Source organism: Pectobacterium sp. 1950-15 (assembly GCF_037136835.1).
Lineage (GTDB): Bacteria > Pseudomonadota > Gammaproteobacteria > Enterobacterales > Enterobacteriaceae > Pectobacterium.
This window is the reverse complement of record NZ_JBBBQR010000012.1, coordinates 135,972-152,884: the sequence shown is the minus strand read 5'-3', so window position 1 is coordinate 152,884 and position 16,913 is coordinate 135,972. Positions and strand designations below refer to the sequence as shown.

The window sequence follows — 16,913 nt, the reverse complement described above, 5'->3', positions numbered from 1 at the left end:
CAATTGGCGGGGCTTTTTTGTGAACGGAGCTAAAAGCTGTGATGAGAACGGATTAATCACACTGTACTTTTAATCACACTGTACTTTGATCGCCAGCCCACCTCGTGAGGTTTCGCGGTATTTGGCGTTCATGTCTTTACCCGTTTCGTACATGGTTTCAATCACCTTATCCAGCGAAACACGAGGCTCGCTGGTACGGCGGGTCGCCATGCGAGCAGCGTTAATCGCCTTAACGGAAGCAATGGCGTTACGTTCGATGCACGGAACCTGTACCTGACCAGCAACCGGATCGCAAGTTAAGCCCAGATTGTGTTCCATGCCGATCTCGGCAGCGACGCAAACTTGTTCCGGACTGGCCCCCATCAGTTCTGCCAGCCCGGCGGCGGCCATCGAGCAGGCCACGCCGACTTCACCCTGACAGCCCACTTCGGCACCGGAGATGGAAGCGTTCATTTTATACAGAATGCCTACCGCGCCTGCCGCGAGGAAATAACGAATATAAATAGTCGGGCTAACCGGTTCGATAAAGTGGTCGTAATAAGCGAGAACGGCAGGGACGATGCCGCACGCGCCGTTTGTTGGCGCGGTCACCACGCGGCCACCTGCGGCGTTTTCTTCATTTACCGCCAGCGCGAACATATTAACCCAGTCCACCACGTTCATCGGGTCGTTAGACAGCTTGTCGGAAGACACCAGCATACGGCGCAGCGCAGAAGCACGACGTGGTACGCGCAGTGGGCCGGGTAAAACACCTTCGGTGTTCATGCCGCGATCGATACAGGCACGCATGGTCTGCCAGATATCGGCGAAGTACGCATCAATATCCTGACGGCTGTGCAGCGCCAGCTCGTTACGCATCACCATCCCGGAAAGCGACAGGCCACTCTGTTTACAGTGCTCCAGCATCTCTTTAGCGGAATGGAATGTGTAAGGAACGGAGACGTCAGCAGCGGTGTCTTTGCCAAAATGCTCTTCATCGACGATAAAACCACCGCCGATGGAGTAATAGGTTTTGCTATAAATTTCTTTATTGCCGGCAAAGGCGGTGATGGTCATGCCGTTTTCGTGCAATGGCAAATTTTCACTGCGGAAAACCATGCCGCCTTCGCGTGGGAAATCGACTTCATGCTGCCCATTAGCCAGCAGCAGGCGTTCGCGTTGCTCAACATCGCGGATGAAACCGGGAATGGCATCAATATCAACCGTATCCGGCATGTTACCCGCCAGACCCATGATGATGGCGATGTCTGTGTGGTGACCTTTACCCGTTAGCGACAGCGAGCCATACACATCGACGGCAATACGCGTCGTCGCGGTCAGTAAATCCTGGTTGATCAATTCATCGACAAATTGCTTACCGGCTTTCATCGGTCCAACCGTATGAGAGCTAGAGGGGCCAATACCGATCTTAAACATGTCGAAAACGCTTATCACGCGAAACTCCTCAAAGACTTAGGGCTGTATCCACCCTCTATTTTCCGATCGTCCGTGTCCGGTTCCTTTACCACAATCAGATAGTGATGCTGCGAATTATCTGGTGTTTTCGGTTCTGGCGAGACATGACCTGAATTTTAGTGGATATCTACCCAAAGATTAGAATAAAACTCGTCAAATCGCGCTATTGTAGTGTGGAATATGTTGTGTGGCTTTCTTTTTCGCATGAAATAAACTTATGGCACAGCACAATTTAACTTATCTCAAATATGCGCTAAGTCATTGTAAAGTCTATAAGTGAATGCTTTTTGAACGGAAAGGCCGGTTTTACGTTAGGGATATTTAGTGAAGGAAAAGAAGTAGAAAGCCCAAAGCCGCGCTATGCGGCTTTGAGTTTAGGGCCTGTCGGAAATCTGTAAGGCGAGCTGGTGGATGATGGCCGCCGTCAGCCCCCAGACAAACTGTTGCTGATACCAGGAGAGGTAAACCCGATGGCGCTGCTGTTTGCGCTCGATATCCAGTGGGTAATAGCGCGTTAGCGCGAAGGCCTCGTCCAACGGCATTTCAAACAGCTCGGCGACTTCGTCTTCATTAGGATGGAAGCGGGTCTGGGCGGCGATGAGCCCGATAACCGGCGTGACCTGAAAGCCGCTGACGCTGTCCAGCGGCGGTAATACGCCCAACACCTGAACGTTTTCTGGTGGGATAGCCACTTCTTCCTGCGCTTCACGCAGTGCCGTTTCGATGAGCGAACGATCGGTTTTGTCTGCAGCCCCGCCGGGAAACGCCACTTGGCCTGCATGCTTACGCAGGTCGGCAGAACGTCGGGTCAATAATAGCGTGGGTGTAGGATGGCAAATAATGGGCACCAGAACGGCGGCCTGACGCTGCTGGTGTACAGGTCGCAGCGATGGCGGAAGCTGTAGCTGAAAACGGGTAATAAAATCGTTCAGCGCAAAAGCCGTTGGCGGCAAGACGATCTCACTCATTGATTCGGTACCTGAATTGTCTGAGAGCCATCCAATAGGGGGAGGATACGGCCCACTTTATCAAACGTTTCCTGATATTCAGCCTGTTCCTGACTGTCGGCAACGATGCCGCCGCCCGCCCAGCAGTAAATTCTGCCGCGTTCGGTCAATAACGTCCTGATGGTGATATTGGTGTCCATGGTGCCGCATAGGCTGATATAGCCGACGCTGCCGCAGTAGGCATTGCGACGCTGAGGTTCCAGCTCTTCAATGATCTGCATGGCGCGGATTTTGGGCGCACCGGTAATCGAGCCCCCGGGGAAGCAGGCACGTAGCAGCGTGGTGGCGGGGCAATCATCCGGTAGCCGTGCTTCAATCGTACTGACCAGATGGTGCACCGCGGGAAAAGGTTCGACGACGAACAGCTCCGGCACGCGGACGCTGCCCGGCACCGCGACGCGGCCAATATCGTTACGCAGGAGATCGACGATCATCAGGTTTTCTGAGCGGTCTTTATCCGAATTAGCGAGCCGCACCGCCTGTTGTTTATCAGCCTCTGGGTCTACGAGGCGTGGCAGCGTGCCTTTAATCGGGCGGGTTTGAATACGGTGTTCTTCCAGCCAGAGAAAACGTTCCGGCGATACGCTGATGACGGTATTTTCCGGCAGACGGAGGAAGGCAGAAAAGGGTGCCTTATTGCCTGCTGACAGCCGTAAAAACGCCTGCCATTCATCGCCATGATAAGCCGCAGAAAAACGCTGCGCCAGATTAACCTGATAACAGTCTCCCGCCAGAAGGTAGTCCTGTATTTTGCGGAATTTTTCGCCGTACGCCTCGCGTGACATATTCGGCTGCCAGGTGCCGGTGAGGCTGAAATCGTCTTGCGGAGCGCTAACGGGCAGATTGGCTAACCAGTCGAGCCGCGCCTGAAGGGAATGATGTACGATCAGCGTTAACGTCTGTCGCTGGTGGTCGGCAATCAGAGCCCAGTCGTATAAACCGACTGCCATATCCGGCAGGTCGATGTCCCGTTCAGCCTGAGTAGGCAGCGTTTCAATCTGACGTCCCAAATCATAGCCGAACAGGCCCAGTGCGCCGCCCTGAAAGGGGAAGTCAGGATGCGCTTCCGTGGGTAACGCCAGCGTATCAAGCTGCTGTTGCAGCAGAGTAAATGGATCGCCTTCTACGGTATTTGTTACACCGTCACGTGTGATTTCTGTCCTGTTTCCCCGCGTAGACAGCGTGACTCGCGGGTCAGCGACCATGATATCGAAGCGATTGTGCGGATGATCGGCAAACCCAGAATGCAGCAACATCGCCCATGGCTGTTGGGAAAAGGGCGCAAAGCGATCGAGCAGCACCGTCGGATAGTAAGGCAGCGAGTGATAGCGAACGGTGGCCGAGTCGCTGATGTTGGTTACATGGGTCGTATTGGCGGCAGTCATGTTCTTCGTGTTGTGTCTACAGTGTGGTTGTGTTGATAGCGTGTCGATTTCACTGACCACAGCGTACCACAAAGCAGAAATGCTGGTGTATGCCGAAGCGGGCATGCGATGATACGTGCGAATTTATCAACCAGGAAACCACCATGATTGCAGGTATGCCCGCGCTGACGCACAAACAACAGCAAGATGCCGTAGAGCGTATTCAGGAACTGATGTCTGAGGGTATGAGCAGCGGCCAGGCGATAGCGCAGGTTGCGGCGGAGATTCGTCAGGAACATCAGGGCGGCAATGTCGCGGTGATGTTTGACGAAGACGATGACACCGTGAATGACAGCGACGAAGAACACTATTTTGACGATGGTGAAGAGGAAGACGAGCAGTAACGTCCATCCTCTTCGTTAGGACATGAAAAAGGGATATACGGTTATATCGCTGCAATCGCTTTGATTTCGACTCTAAATTTCGGATGCATCAGCTTAGCCTGGACAGTGCAGCGTACAGGTGCGCTGCCCGCCACGACCCAGGCATCCCACGCGGCGTTCATCGCGGCAAAGTCATCCGCGTCGGCAAGAAAAATCGTCACGTCCAACAGCTTACTCTTATCTGTTCCCGCCCGTTGCAGGATCGCATCCAGTGCGCCCAGTGCGTTCTCCGTTTGCGCCTGTGCACCGTCATCCAGATTCTCCGGCACGCTGGTGTAATACAGCGTGTTGTTGTGGATGACGGCGTCTGACCAGCGGGCTTCAGGATTAATTCGTGTGATCGCCATGAGGTGGGGTTTCTCCATTGTGGTGATAATTAAAAATTGTGGGGATAGTTAAAATAGTGACATCAATCAATACCAGCCGCCAAGCCTAACACAGCAGATTGCGGCACGCTTTCCTGATTTAAGGTGGTAGCGTCGGGTGACTCTTGGCATAATCAGCGCGATATTTTGCCACGACCTGAAACGGTTAGCGGCTTACAGATACAGCATTTCCTTGAACAAGAGAGCGGGCGTGACGAACGATCGGGTAATTGATGATTTTGCGAATGACGGCGCGCTGGCGAAAGCGATCACGGGCTTCAAACCGCGTGAGCCACAGCGGCAGATGGCGCAGGCGGTAACGCGAGCCATTGACGATAAAACGGCGCTGGTGGTGGAAGCGGGAACCGGAACCGGTAAAACCTATGCCTACCTTGCGCCCGCCTTGCGTGCTGATAAAAAAGTCATCATCTCGACAGGTTCAAAAGCGCTACAGGATCAGCTCTACAGTCGCGATTTACCGACGATTGCGCAGGCGCTGAAGTACAAAGGTAAACTCGCGCTGCTGAAAGGTCGCTCGAACTATCTCTGTCTGGAACGGCTCGAACAGCAGTCGCTGGGCGGCGGTGATTTACCCGCCGAAACGCTGAGCGAACTGGTCAGGCTGCGCGGCTGGTCATCGGAAACGACGGAAGGCGATGTCACGACCTGTTCAGGCGTTGCGGAAGACAGTGCGATCTGGCCGTTAGTGACCAGTACCAACGATAACTGTCTGGGCAGCGACTGTCCGCACTACAAAGAGTGCTTCGTGGTGAAAGCGCGACGCAAGGCGATGGATGCCGACATCGTGGTGGTTAACCACCATCTTTATCTGGCGGATATGGTGGTCAAGGAGACCGGTTTTGCTGAGCTGATCCCGGAAAGTGATGTCGTGATTTTCGATGAAGCCCACCAGATACCTGACATTGCCAGCCAATATTTCGGTCAGCAGCTTTCGAGCCGCCAACTGCTGGATTTGGCAAAAGACATCATCATTGCTTACCGCACTGAAGTGCGAGATGCCTCTCAACTGCAAAAAAGTGCCGACCGCCTGACGCAAAGTACGCAGGATTTTCGGCTGGCGCTGGGCGATCCGGGGTTTCGCGGTAACCTTCGCGATGTGCTCGAACAACCGTCGCTTCAGCGTGCGCTGGTGTTGCTGGATGATGCATTAGAACTGTGTTACGACGTCGCGAAACTGTCGCTGGGGCGCTCTGCGCTGCTGGATGCCGCTTTTGAGCGCGCCACGCTCTATCGCAACCGCCTGAAGCGACTGAAAGAAGTACAACAGCCGGGTTATAGCTACTGGTATGAATGCAATTCGCGCCATTTCGTGTTGGCACTGACGCCGCTGTCCGTCGCCGATCGTTTTCGCGAACTGATGAAGGACAAGCCTGCCGCCTGGATATTTACCTCCGCCACCCTGTCTGTTAACGATCAACTCTTCCATTTCACCGATAGGCTGGGGTTGGATAACGCGAACACGCTCCTGCTGCCCAGCCCGTTTGATTATGCCAATCAGGCGCTGCTCTGCGTTCCCCGTCATTTGCCGGAAACCAATCGTCCCGGTGCGGCGAAAAGGCTGGCGACGATGCTGCAACCGTTGATTGAAGCGAATCAGGGACGCTGCTTTATGCTGTGTACCTCGCATCAGATGATGCGCGATTTGGCCGCTGAATTCCGCGCCATGCTGACGCTACCGGTGCTGCTACAGGGGGAGACCGGCAAGGCGCAGTTGCTGTCACAGTTTGTGTCGGCGGGCAATGCTTTACTGGTGGCAACCAGCAGTTTCTGGGAAGGCGTGGACGTGCGTGGTGATACGCTCTCCTGCGTCATTATCGATAAACTGCCGTTTACCTCGCCAGACGACCCGCTGCTGAAGGCGCGTATCGAAGACTGTCGGCTGCGCGGCGGCGAGCCTTTTGACGATGTACAGGTTCCCGATGCGGTAATTACCCTGAAGCAAGGCGTGGGTCGCCTCATCCGTGACGTTGAGGATCGCGGTGTGATTGTGATTTGCGATAATCGACTGGTGATGCGCCCGTATGGCGCCGTGTTCCTTAACAGCCTGCCGCCAACGCCGCGGACCCGCGATATTAGGCAGGCGATTAATTTCCTGACGCGTAACACATAATTCCCAACTGGCGATTGCTGCATGACCTTACCGATGGCGGGAAGGGCTGCGGCACGACAGGGGCTTATGCTATGATACGGGTTGTTAAGATTTATTTATCCTGCCTGAGGTTGGCATGTCTACGCGAATTCTAGCGCTTGATACCGCAACGGAAGCCTGTTCCGTCGCACTCTGGAATGAAGGCGAAATTCATTCTCTGTTCGAAATTTGTCCCCGTGAGCACACACAACGTATTCTGCCGATGGTTCAGCAGGTGCTGGCCGACAGCGGCTTGACGCTTAACGATCTTGATGCGTTGGCTTTTGGCCAAGGGCCGGGAAGTTTTACCGGCGTGCGGATTGGTATCGGCATTGCACAAGGGCTGGCGTTGGGCGCGGATTTACCGATGCTCGGCGTATCGTCACTGGCGACGATGGCGCAGGGCGCTTTCCGCCTGACGCAGGCGACGCAAGTGCTGGCGGCCATTGATGCGCGAATGGGTGAAGTGTACTGGGGCTGCTATCAGCGCGATGCTGACGGTAGCTGGCAGGGCGAATCCGAGGAAGCCGTATTGAAACCTGAACAGGTGCAGGCCTTAACCGCTGAGCTGTCAGGCGAATGGACCACGGTCGGAACCGGATGGGAAACCTATCCTGAACTGGTCAGCCATTCTTCGCTGGTGTTAGCGAAGGGCAATGTGCTGCTGCCGCAGGCGCAGGATATGTTGCCGCTGGCCTGTCAGCTATGGCAGGCAGGAAAGGCGGTCAGCGTCGAGAATGCGCAACCGCGCTATCTGCGCAATGAAGTGACCTGGAAAAAACTTCCCGGCCGCGAATAAACAGACTACTTATTTGGTGCGGTGTATAACTTCTGTAAACAGCAACTTATTCGATGCTGAGCAGTCTAACTATCAGATATCCGAAGAGGGGGTTGTGCCATGTTTGTACCCATGAAGCATGTACAGATAAAAAGTGTGCGAATGAAAAATCTGCATCTGAATCAGAAAAAAGCACGACTCTGTCTGGTAGCGGCGGCAGCGCTGCTGCTTTCGGGCTGTGTCACGATACCGGATGCGATTAAAGGCACGTCGCCAACGCCACAGGACGATCTGGTGCGAGTGATGAATGCGCCGCAGATTTATGTCGGTCAGGAATCGCGCTTTGGCGGGCGGGTGGTTGGCATCCGCAATGAAGCGAATAAAACGCGCCTGGAGATTGCCAGCATGCCGCTGGATAGCGGGGCGAAACCGCTGCTGGATATGCCATCAGAAGGGCGTTTTATTGCCTATGTGAATCGCTTTCTGGAACCTGTCGATTTTAAAGACCAATTGGTCACCGTTGTCGGGCCGATTGTCGGCACCGAACAGGGGGCTATCGGCGATAAGCCTTATCGCTACGTCGTGATCGACGCACAAGGCTACAAACGCTGGAATGTCGTGCAGCGTCTGATGATGCCACCCGGCGGCTATGGTTATGGCCCATGGGGATGGCGTGCGGGTTACGGCTATGGCTGGGGCCCAGGATGGGGATTTGACGGTGGGTGGTCTGGTCCGGCGCGGGTTGAGAATGTCGTGACAGAATAAAATTATTTCGTTCGGAGTGAAGAGATCAGGCGACGCAGGTTGCCTGATTTTTTTTGAATAAAGAATAAATTAGTGATCGCTCTCGCAACCTTAAGATTGTTTGTTAGCTAACTGGTAGGCTGAGTTAAAATAATGTTAATAACAATAAGCCTCTGAGGGCGACGACGATGCCACTAAAAAAATATCTCGGGAGTGACGTCTTGGAAAAAATTTGGTTATCACGCTATCCGGCGGACGTGCCGGCGGAAATCGATCCGGATCGCTATTCGTCGTTGATTGAAATGTTTGAGAATAGCGTGAGGCGCTATGCCGACCGACCTGCCTTCGTCAACATGGGGGAAGTGATGACGTTTCGTAAGCTGGAAGAGCGGAGTCGGGCATTTGCGGCCTATCTGCAAAACCAGCTTAAATTGCAAAAGGGCGATCGTGTCGCGCTGATGATGCCCAATCTACTGCAATATCCCGTTGCGCTGTTTGGTGTGTTGCGCGCGGGTCTGGTGGTGGTTAACGTTAACCCGCTGTATACACCGCGTGAGCTGGAACATCAGCTAAAAGACAGCGGGGCCAGCACGATTGTCATCGTGTCTAACTTTGCGCATACGCTGGAAAAAGTCGTCCATAACACGGCGGTGAAGCACGTCATCCTCACCCGTATGGGAGATCAGCTCTCCACGGCAAAAGGGACGCTGGTCAACTTCGTGGTGAAGTACATTAAGCGGCTGGTGCCTAAATACCATCTGCCGGATGCGATATCATTCCGTCGTGTTTTGCAGGAAGGACGGCGTCAGCAGTATATTCGCCCCGATATTATCAATACCGATCTGGCATTTCTGCAATATACCGGCGGCACCACGGGCGTCGCTAAAGGTGCCATGCTCACGCACCGCAATATGCTGGCGAATCTTGAACAGTGTAAAGGGGCATACGGCGCTATTCTGCAAGAAGGCAATGAGTTGGTGATCACGGCGTTGCCGCTCTATCATATTTTCGCGCTCACGGTGAACGGCCTTTTGTTCCTTGAATTGGGCGGGAAGAATCTGTTGATCACTAACCCCCGCGATATCCCGGCGGTTGTGAAGGAACTGAAACAATACCCGTTTACGGCTATCACTGGCGTCAATACGTTATTTAACGCACTGCTTAACAACAAAGAGTTCCACGAGCTGGATTTCTCAACGCTGCGTTTAGCGGTCGGCGGTGGCGCATCGGTGCAGCAAGCGGTGGCAGAACGTTGGGAAAAACTAACGGGTAAACATCTGCTTGAGGGATATGGACTAACGGAAAGTTCACCTCTGGTGGCCGTAAACCCTTACGATCTCAAACATTACAGTGGCAGTATCGGGCTACCGGTGTCATCAACGGACGTCAAAATCATTGACGATGACGGCAACGACGCTGGGCCGGGTGAGTCCGGCGAACTGTGGGTGCGCGGGCCGCAGGTGATGTTAGGGTACTGGCAGCAGCCTGCCGCGACGGATGAAGTGTTAAAAGACGGTTGGCTGGCAACGGGTGACATTGTCACGTCTGATGACGAAGGGTTTCTGCGGGTCATCGATCGTAAGAAAGACATGATTCTGGTTTCCGGCTTTAACGTCTATCCGACAGAAATTGAGGATGTCATCAGCCGCCATCCCAAAGTGTCCGAGTCGGCGGTGATTGGGGTGGCGAATGAGGTATCCGGTGAAGCAGTCAAAGCCTTTGTGGTCAGGCGCGATAACTCGTTAACGAAAGAGGAACTCATTACCCACTGTCGCCGAAATCTTACCGGCTATAAAGTGCCGAAAGAGGTCGAATTCTGTGACGACTTGCCGAAATCTAATGTGGGGAAAATCCTGCGTCGCGAATTGCGCGACGATAAGAAGGTGAAGAAAGACGCAGCCGCCTGACGATTTTCCACGAAAACGACTGCCAGAGAGCGGCAGGACGCGATATGATGTTTTCACGCCGGTTTATCCGGCGTTCTTTTTTATGTTTATGGCGAACGTAGCGTCGTCATCCTATGGGCCGTCGCTTGCGATGTTAAAAATGTCCGCCGGGAATTTTTACGGCGATACGGATTTGACCCAGAACCGTAAAGTAAAACAACCAAGAGAATGACGTTTTGAATTATCAGTTGATCACTTCCGACATCGGGTTACAACAGGTTTGCTCTCAGGCGCGACGCTTTCCGCAGGTGGCATTGGACACGGAGTTCGTCAGAACCCGCACGTACTACCCGCAATTGGGGTTGATTCAATTGTATGACGGCGAACAGCTTTCACTTATCGACCCGTTAACGATTACCGACTGGGCACCTTTTCAGGCGTTACTGCGTGACGAACAGGTCACTAAATTCCTGCATGCAGGCAGCGAAGATCTGGAAGTGTTTCTCAATGCGTTTGGAACACTGCCGACGCCGTTCATTGATACACAGATTCTGGCCGCATTTTTAGGCAAACCGCTTTCTTATGGTTTCGCTGCGTTGGTGGCTGACTATATGGGCGTGACGCTGGATAAAAGCGAATCGAGAACGGACTGGCTGGCCCGTCCGCTGAGTGAAAAACAGTGTGATTACGCGGCCGCCGATGTGTTCTACCTGTTGCCAATGGCAGCCAAGCTGGTGGCGGATACGCAAGCCGCAGGGTGGATGAACGCTGCGCTGGACGAATGTCTCCTGCTTTGTCAGCGTAAACAGGATATTTTGGCACCGGCACTGGCCTATCGCGAATTTGGTAATGCCTGGCAGCTGCGTGGCCGGCATCTGGCTTGCCTACAGCGTCTGGCTGAGTGGCGTTTGCGTAAAGCGCGTGAGCGAGACAGCGCGGTGAATTTTGTCGTACGTGAAGAGAACCTGTTGCAGGTGGCGCGTTGTCTGCCGACTTCGCTGGGTGAACTGAGCTCACTGGGGCTGAGCGGCCCGGAAATTCGCTACCACGGGAAAACGCTGCTGGACTGTGTTGCACAAACGGATGGTATTAGTGACGCGGATTGCCCGCCACCGGTCATTAATTTGATCGACTATCCCGGCTATAAAAAAGCGTTTAAAGATATCAAAGCGCTGGTACAGCGCGTGAGCGAACAGAGTGGATTATCCGCCGAGTTATTGGCATCGCGTCGTCAAATTAACCGTCTGCTGAACTGGCACTGGAAATTAAGTGGGCAAGACGCAGGAATGCCGGAAATGTTATCTGGCTGGCGCAGTCAGTTATATGGCGATGAACTACGCGACATTGTGCAGCGCTATTAATCCCCGCTAAACACGCCTTATCAATACGCCTTATTTGCTGTGATGATGCCATCATGGAAAAAGCAGTAAATAGGGTGATGAAAATGCGGCGAAAAAAACAAAATAAGCAATGAAAGACTGGCTAAATATACAGTCCATTGTGGAATGAAACGCACGTAACTTGAAGTATGACGGGAATAGCTATCCCCTGCGTAAAAGCAGGGGATATCACAGCAGAAAAATCATTTAGGCGTTTCTTCCGCTTCCGGTAATGTCACGTTCAACTCAAGCACGGAAATATCATCTCCTTTTTGCTCAAGTTGAACCGTCACCATCTCAGGATCAATCTGTACATATTTACAGATAACCTCAAGAATATCCCGCTTTAGCTGCGGCAGATAATGGGGTTCACTATCTCCCCGGCGTCGCTCCGCGACAATAATTTGCAGCCGTTCCTTGGCAATATTGGCTGTCGTTTTTTTGCGGGACAGAAAGAAGTCCAGTAAAGCCATAATTTATCCCCCAAAAAGTCGTTTAAGGAAACCCTTCTTCTCTTCTTCAACAAAACGGAAAGGACGCTCTTCGCCAAGCAGACGTTCAACGGTGTCCGCGTAGGCTTTGCCGGCATCGGCTTCAGTATCCAGAATGACAGGTTCGCCCTGGTTAGAAGCGCGGAGTACAGATTGGTCTTCTGGGATCACGCCAACCAGTGGAATCCGCAGAATTTCAAGCACGTCTTCCATGCTTAGCATATCGCCACGGCTCACACGGCCTGGGTTGTAGCGCGTCAGCAGCAGATGCTCTTTGATCGGGTCTTCAGAACGTTCAGCGCGGCGTGACTTCGAGGACAGAATGCCAAGGATGCGGTCAGAGTCGCGAACGGAAGAGACTTCCGGGTTGGTGGTGATAATCGCTTCGTCGGCGAAATAGAGCGCCATCAGCGCACCGGTTTCAATCCCGGCGGGTGAATCACACACGATGAAATCGAATTCCATGTCGCCCAGATCGTTGAGCACTTTCTCCACGCCTTCATGCGTTAAGGCATCTTTATCACGCGTTTGTGATGCCGGCAGAATGTAGAGATTGTCCGTTCTTTTATCTTTGATTAGCGCCTGATTCAGCGTGGCATCACCCTGAATAACGTTCACGAAGTCATACACCACGCGACGTTCACATCCCATGATCAGGTCGAGGTTACGCAGACCAATGTCAAAATCGATGACAACCGTCTTTTTTCCTTTCTGGGCTAAACCGGTAGCAATGGCCGCGCTTGATGTGGTCTTGCCAACGCCCCCTTTACCCGATGTAACAACAATGATGCGTGCCATAAATGTTTCCTTGGGAGATTCTAGTCTAGAGGTTTTATCGTTAAAACATTGTCCAGCTGGTTCAGGTTGATCCGTGCTGGCTGCCCAAAATACGGTTCAGGAATCTGGTCGCTCAGCCAGTAACGGCCAGCGATAGAGACCAGTTCTGCGGCCAGATGCGTACAGAATATCTGGCTCTGAACATCGCCAGAAACGCCGGCGAGGGCTCGGCCGCGCATCATGCCGTAAATATGAATATTGCCATCGGCAATCACCTCAGCACCCGCGCTGACGCTGCTTGTGACAATCAAGTCACTGTTCCGGGCATAAATCTGTTGGCCGGAGCGAACGGGGGTGTTGATGACTTTCGTTTTCACCACCGCAGGAACGGCGGCGACGGGTTCGACTACCCGGCGTTGTGCTTTACCTTCGCTCAGAAGGGGAAGCCCCGCCTGCGCAATGGTTTTCTTTAATGCATCGTCGGTGCATCCACTGACGCCAACGACATGCAGGCCGGTTGACGAAATGGCCTGCTGTAATTTTATCCAGTCAGTTTCCGCAGTTAAGGCGGCAACGTTAATGACAACGGGGGCATTTTTCAGGAAAGCAGGCGCCTGCTCTATTTTTTCCTGTAGTGCCTGGTAAATTACCTCGGGTTGGGAATCATGCAAATGAACAACCGATAAGGTAAAGCTGCTGCCTTTTAACTCTATTGGCGTTTGTGACATCTATCCTGACTCAGTTTCAGCATCTTTTAATCCCTAGAGTAACATTTAAGGCATGATATTCCAGAGCGCTGTAAGCATGTTATAGTCACAATTATATACAGGCAAGATGGCATTCCCATCAAATAGAGTAAAAAAAATGTTTTGTGTGATCTATCGAAGTGCCAAACGCGATCAGACCTATCTTTATGTTGAAAAAAAAGACGATTTCTCGCGCGTGCCAGAAGAATTAATGAAAAGTTTTGGCACGCCGCAGTTAGCCATGGTCTTACCGTTGGATGGTCGTAAAAAACTGGCGAATGCCGATATAGAAAAAGTGAAACTTGCGCTACAGGAACAGGGTTTTTATCTGCAAGTTCCACCTCCGGTCGAGAGCTTATTAAACACCCCTATGTAAGTGTAAAAAAATAATACCAGCGCGTACTTTCAGATAAAGCCGCAAACATAATTTGGCGTGGAATATCTCGACCATTTACATGATATTCCGCGCGATAAATATTCATCTTCCACGTTTTACTCCGTCATAATTTAATTGTTTCCATTTTTGATGAGTTATAACGTCTTCTCCAGACCACGCGATCGCCAGCCTTGCTCTCCTGAAATCTGTTGGGGTAACCCCCGTTGCGATGATATAACGATGGTTTTGCACCACGAAGACAGCGATCATCCAACAGACAGGGCAGGAGAATACCCATGTACCAACACAGAGACTGGCAGGGCGCGCTGCTTGATTTCCCAGTAAATAAAGTCGTTTGCGTCGGAAGCAACTATTCAGAACACATCAAAGAAATGGGCAGTGCGACCCCTGGCGAGCCCGTGTTATTCATCAAACCTGAAACCGCACTGTGTGATTTACGCCAGCCCGTTGCCATTCCTAAAAACCTGGGCTCGGTTCACCACGAAGTTGAACTGGCGGTGCTGATTGGTACGCCGTTAAAGCAGGCGAATGAAGAACGCGTCGCCCGGGCGATTGCGGGTTACGGTGTGGCGCTGGATCTGACGCTGCGCGACTTGCAGTCCGAATTCAAAAAAGCGGGCCAGCCGTGGGAAAAAGCCAAGGCGTTTGACGGTTCCTGCCCGATCTCCGGTTTCATTCCGGTTGCTGAGTTTGGCGATCCGCAGCAAACCGAACTGGGTGTAAAAGTGAATGATGAAGTGCGCCAGCAGGGTAATACGCGTGATATGATTACGCCGATTCTGCCGCTGATCGCCTACATGAGCCGTTTCTTTACGCTGCGCGCGGGCGATATTATTTTGACGGGTACGCCAAAAGGGGTCGGTCCGATCCTGTCTGGCGATATGCTGACGATTACGGTGAATGACCGGACGTTGAGCACACGTATTATCTAATGCCCCGGCTGCCCGTGTTGAACGACGGGCAGCAAAATCTCCCCGCCGCGCCTGCCAGAATCACGAGTCTTATTTACAACGCTATTGATTTATCAACTTAAGTTAACTGGAAGAAACATGACTGAACGCCCTTTTTGGCAGCAAAAAACGTTGTCTGAGATGTCTGACGATGAATGGGAGTCGCTGTGCGATGGCTGCGGTCAGTGCTGTTTGCATAAACTGATTGATGAGGATACGGAGGAAATCTATTTTACCAACGTCGCCTGTAATCAACTGAATATTAAAAGCTGCCAGTGCCGTAACTATGAGAAACGCTTCGAGTACGAACCGGACTGCATCAAGCTGACGCGTGAAAACCTGCTGACGTTTAACTGGCTACCGGCGACCTGTGCATATCGCCTGATTCATGAACGTGAAGATTTACCGCAGTGGCATCCGTTGGTCTGCGGCACCAAGACAGCCATGCACCGGGAGCGTATCTCCGTGCGCCATATCGCTGTACGTGAGAGTGAAGTGGTGGACTGGCAGGATCATATACTGAACAAACCTGAGTGGGCGAGATAATGATGGTTTGGCGTGGTCAGTTGCCCGATTGAAACTGTTTACTGGTGAAAATAAAAAGCCCCTCAGCTGAATCACTCAGAAGAGGGGCTTTTTATCGGGGGGAGAGTCAGTGTTCATTAGTCATCCCATTTGGGGCTCAGGTACGCCGCCAGGAAACTGAGAAAAAGAATGCCGCCCAATATGGCGATGAAGAGATTGATATTGCCTAACATGGTTGTTTCTCCTGAATAAATCAATTGCGATAGAAATACCTCATAGGGTGAAAAGTCATCGTTGACCTGCAGTAGGTACTATAGTCTTGGGGGGCATGTTAATGAAGAAAAAACGAGCAGAAAGAGGTTGGTGGTTTATATATCGTTGAGGTGAAACACTGCACTTCACTGCCGGAACTGGAACGCTCATCTGCTTTTTGCGCGTCACTTCACACTTTTCTTTTTCCTTGTGCGAATCATGCTGTCATCTCCGGCATAAATCGTGACGTGCTGTATAATTTTAAAGCAATGTAAACAGAGAGGGGGGTGCATGTGATTAACTTTGAGAAAATCATTCTTGAGTACAGCGAGCAGTACACTGATTTTGCCGCATCCACGATTGCTTTTATGGAGAGTCAGGAAAAAAAGATCGACGCTGATGAAATATCACGAAGTGTTTCGCAGGAAAAAAGGCCTTTTTTCAACGAGCGATTAGGCCATTATCGCGATATCTACAGACCACAGCAGTGAGCGTTGACGCAAGTCTGTGAGGCGTAGAAACGGTTACCAGAAGCCCGACATAGTGTCGGGCTTTTCGGTTTCTGTGTGAATCGCCTTCCGTATTAATCCGCTTATTGATTAACGGCTGAAGAGATCGCGGCGCTTAGGACGGAAAGGTTGAGCGATCAATACCAGCACGGCAATCACCAGATAAGCGACAAAGATGCCAAGTAGCCACTGGGGCATTTCCAGAGAGAGGAATTCCCACTGACGCACTGAGCAATCACCTGTCGCATTGAAAATGGCCGGAAGCCATTTGTCTAAAGGCAACCATGACGGGAAGCTGACAAAGAAATCACAGGTGGTAAACGGCGACGGATTCAACAAGATATCCGTGTGTTTCCAGGCCAGTCGAACCCCTTCGTAAGAACTGTATATCCATAACGCGATGGCCGGATAACGCAACGCAGTTGATGGCGCGATGGCACCAACAATACCCGCGGCGAACACGCCCCATAGCGCACAGCGCTGATAGATACACAGCACGCACGGTTTTAATAGCATAACGTGCTGAAAATAGAGCGCGGTCAATTCCAACGCTAAAGCAGTAAACGCCAGCAGCAGCCACGCACCACGCCCGCGTGAGCAACGATTAAGAAATCGCAACATAAAAATATTCCATGCTAAACATGATTAAAGCAGCAGTGTAAACCGTTCTGGCTTCACTGCCATCATTTCACTGTG

19 protein-coding genes are annotated in these 16,913 nt (G+C 52.1%); 10 read left to right on the top strand and 9 right to left on the bottom strand.

All coding sequences use genetic code 11. The annotated features are described in order from the left end of the window. Positions 1 to 69: 69 nt before the first annotated feature. The 3 genes from sdaA to pabB form a co-directional block, all read right to left on the bottom strand. A complete protein-coding gene (gene sdaA, locus WCT94_RS14800; RefSeq protein ID WP_336870162.1) occupies positions 70 to 1,434 on the bottom strand; it encodes an L-serine ammonia-lyase in 1,365 nt (454 codons plus the stop codon). Between the two features lie 395 nt (positions 1,435 to 1,829). Next, positions 1,830 to 2,423 (bottom strand): CoA pyrophosphatase, encoded by a 594-nt coding sequence (locus WCT94_RS14795; protein WP_336870161.1) that lies wholly within the window; start codon positions 2,421 to 2,423, stop codon positions 1,830 to 1,832. Then, the gene (pabB, locus tag WCT94_RS14790; protein ID WP_336870160.1) at positions 2,420 to 3,847 is read right to left on the bottom strand and encodes an aminodeoxychorismate synthase component 1; all 1,428 of its coding nucleotides are present in this window, start codon (positions 3,845 to 3,847) and stop codon (positions 2,420 to 2,422) included. Before pabB ends, WCT94_RS14795 begins: the two co-directional genes overlap by 4 nt. 143 nt (positions 3,848 to 3,990) lie before the next feature. On the opposite strand from pabB, the gene WCT94_RS14785 reads away from it, so the two are divergent. Continuing rightward, entirely contained in the window at positions 3,991 to 4,230 is a 240-nt protein-coding gene (locus WCT94_RS14785; RefSeq protein WP_336870159.1) for a YoaH family protein, read from the top strand. A 41-nt stretch (positions 4,231 to 4,271) separates the two neighbouring features. Here WCT94_RS14785 and WCT94_RS14780 read toward each other — a convergent pair whose 3' ends face one another. After that, complete coding sequence (locus WCT94_RS14780; protein WP_336870158.1) at positions 4,272 to 4,616, bottom strand: RidA family protein; 345 nt, start codon at positions 4,614 to 4,616, stop codon at positions 4,272 to 4,274. Positions 4,617 to 4,845: 229 nt separating this feature from the next. Between WCT94_RS14780 and WCT94_RS14775 the strand changes: the two genes are divergently transcribed. The 5 genes from WCT94_RS14775 to rnd all read left to right on the top strand — a co-directional run bounded on the left by WCT94_RS14775 (position 4,846) and on the right by rnd (position 11,552). Continuing rightward, on the top strand, positions 4,846 to 6,765 hold the full coding sequence (locus tag WCT94_RS14775; protein ID WP_336870157.1) for an ATP-dependent DNA helicase: 1,920 nt from the start codon (positions 4,846 to 4,848) through the stop codon (positions 6,763 to 6,765). Between the two features lie 115 nt (positions 6,766 to 6,880). Then, entirely contained in the window at positions 6,881 to 7,582 is a 702-nt protein-coding gene (gene tsaB / locus WCT94_RS14770) for a tRNA (adenosine(37)-N6)-threonylcarbamoyltransferase complex dimerization subunit type 1 TsaB (protein WP_336870156.1), read from the top strand. A 141-nt stretch (positions 7,583 to 7,723) separates the two neighbouring features. Next, on the top strand, positions 7,724 to 8,326 hold the full coding sequence (locus tag WCT94_RS14765; protein ID WP_336870155.1) for a Slp family lipoprotein: 603 nt from the start codon (positions 7,724 to 7,726) through the stop codon (positions 8,324 to 8,326). 200 nt (positions 8,327 to 8,526) lie between these two features. After that, positions 8,527 to 10,212, top strand: coding sequence for a long-chain-fatty-acid--CoA ligase FadD (fadD, locus tag WCT94_RS14760; RefSeq protein ID WP_336870153.1), 1,686 nt, complete (start codon positions 8,527 to 8,529; stop codon positions 10,210 to 10,212). A 215-nt stretch (positions 10,213 to 10,427) separates the two neighbouring features. After that, entirely contained in the window at positions 10,428 to 11,552 is a 1,125-nt protein-coding gene (gene rnd / locus WCT94_RS14755) for a ribonuclease D (protein WP_336870152.1), read from the top strand. A gap of 221 nt (positions 11,553 to 11,773) precedes the next feature. Here the strand turns inward: rnd and minE are convergent, their stop codons facing one another. The 3 genes from minE to minC are packed head-to-tail and all read right to left on the bottom strand — an operon-like array spanning position 11,774 to position 13,566. After that, positions 11,774 to 12,043, bottom strand: a complete 270-nt coding sequence (minE, locus tag WCT94_RS14750) for a cell division topological specificity factor MinE (protein WP_015840174.1) — start codon at positions 12,041 to 12,043, stop codon at positions 11,774 to 11,776. A 3-nt stretch (positions 12,044 to 12,046) separates the two neighbouring features. Next, positions 12,047 to 12,859 carry a septum site-determining protein MinD gene (gene minD, locus WCT94_RS14745; protein WP_039511326.1) on the bottom strand — a complete coding sequence of 271 codons (813 nt, stop codon included), beginning with the start codon at positions 12,857 to 12,859 and terminating at the stop codon, positions 12,047 to 12,049. A gap of 20 nt (positions 12,860 to 12,879) precedes the next feature. After that, positions 12,880 to 13,566, bottom strand: a complete 687-nt coding sequence (gene minC, locus WCT94_RS14740; RefSeq protein ID WP_336870151.1) for a septum site-determining protein MinC — start codon at positions 13,564 to 13,566, stop codon at positions 12,880 to 12,882. 136 nt (positions 13,567 to 13,702) lie between these two features. On the opposite strand from minC, the gene WCT94_RS14735 reads away from it, so the two are divergent. From WCT94_RS14735 to WCT94_RS14725, 3 genes are all read left to right on the top strand, one after another. Then, positions 13,703 to 13,960 (top strand): YcgL domain-containing protein, encoded by a 258-nt coding sequence (locus WCT94_RS14735; protein WP_225088149.1) that lies wholly within the window; start codon positions 13,703 to 13,705, stop codon positions 13,958 to 13,960. A 296-nt stretch (positions 13,961 to 14,256) separates the two neighbouring features. Continuing rightward, on the top strand, positions 14,257 to 14,913 hold the full coding sequence (locus WCT94_RS14730; RefSeq protein WP_015840177.1) for a fumarylacetoacetate hydrolase family protein: 657 nt from the start codon (positions 14,257 to 14,259) through the stop codon (positions 14,911 to 14,913). A 117-nt stretch (positions 14,914 to 15,030) separates the two neighbouring features. Further along, positions 15,031 to 15,477 carry a YcgN family cysteine cluster protein gene (locus tag WCT94_RS14725; RefSeq protein ID WP_010275477.1) on the top strand — a complete coding sequence of 149 codons (447 nt, stop codon included), beginning with the start codon at positions 15,031 to 15,033 and terminating at the stop codon, positions 15,475 to 15,477. Between the two features lie 116 nt (positions 15,478 to 15,593). On the opposite strand, the gene mgtS is transcribed toward WCT94_RS14725, so the two are convergent. Next, positions 15,594 to 15,689: a protein MgtS gene (mgtS, locus tag WCT94_RS14720; protein WP_336870150.1), complete on the bottom strand. Its 96-nt coding sequence runs from the start codon at positions 15,687 to 15,689 to the stop codon at positions 15,594 to 15,596. A gap of 312 nt (positions 15,690 to 16,001) precedes the next feature. Between mgtS and WCT94_RS14715 the strand changes: the two genes are divergently transcribed. Continuing rightward, positions 16,002 to 16,199 carry a DNA polymerase III subunit theta gene (locus WCT94_RS14715; protein WP_205558097.1) on the top strand — a complete coding sequence of 66 codons (198 nt, stop codon included), beginning with the start codon at positions 16,002 to 16,004 and terminating at the stop codon, positions 16,197 to 16,199. A 108-nt stretch (positions 16,200 to 16,307) separates the two neighbouring features. Here WCT94_RS14715 and dsbB read toward each other — a convergent pair whose 3' ends face one another. Beyond that, positions 16,308 to 16,838, bottom strand: a complete 531-nt coding sequence (gene dsbB / locus WCT94_RS14710; RefSeq protein WP_205558096.1) for a disulfide bond formation protein DsbB — start codon at positions 16,836 to 16,838, stop codon at positions 16,308 to 16,310. Positions 16,839 to 16,913 lie beyond the last annotated feature (75 nt).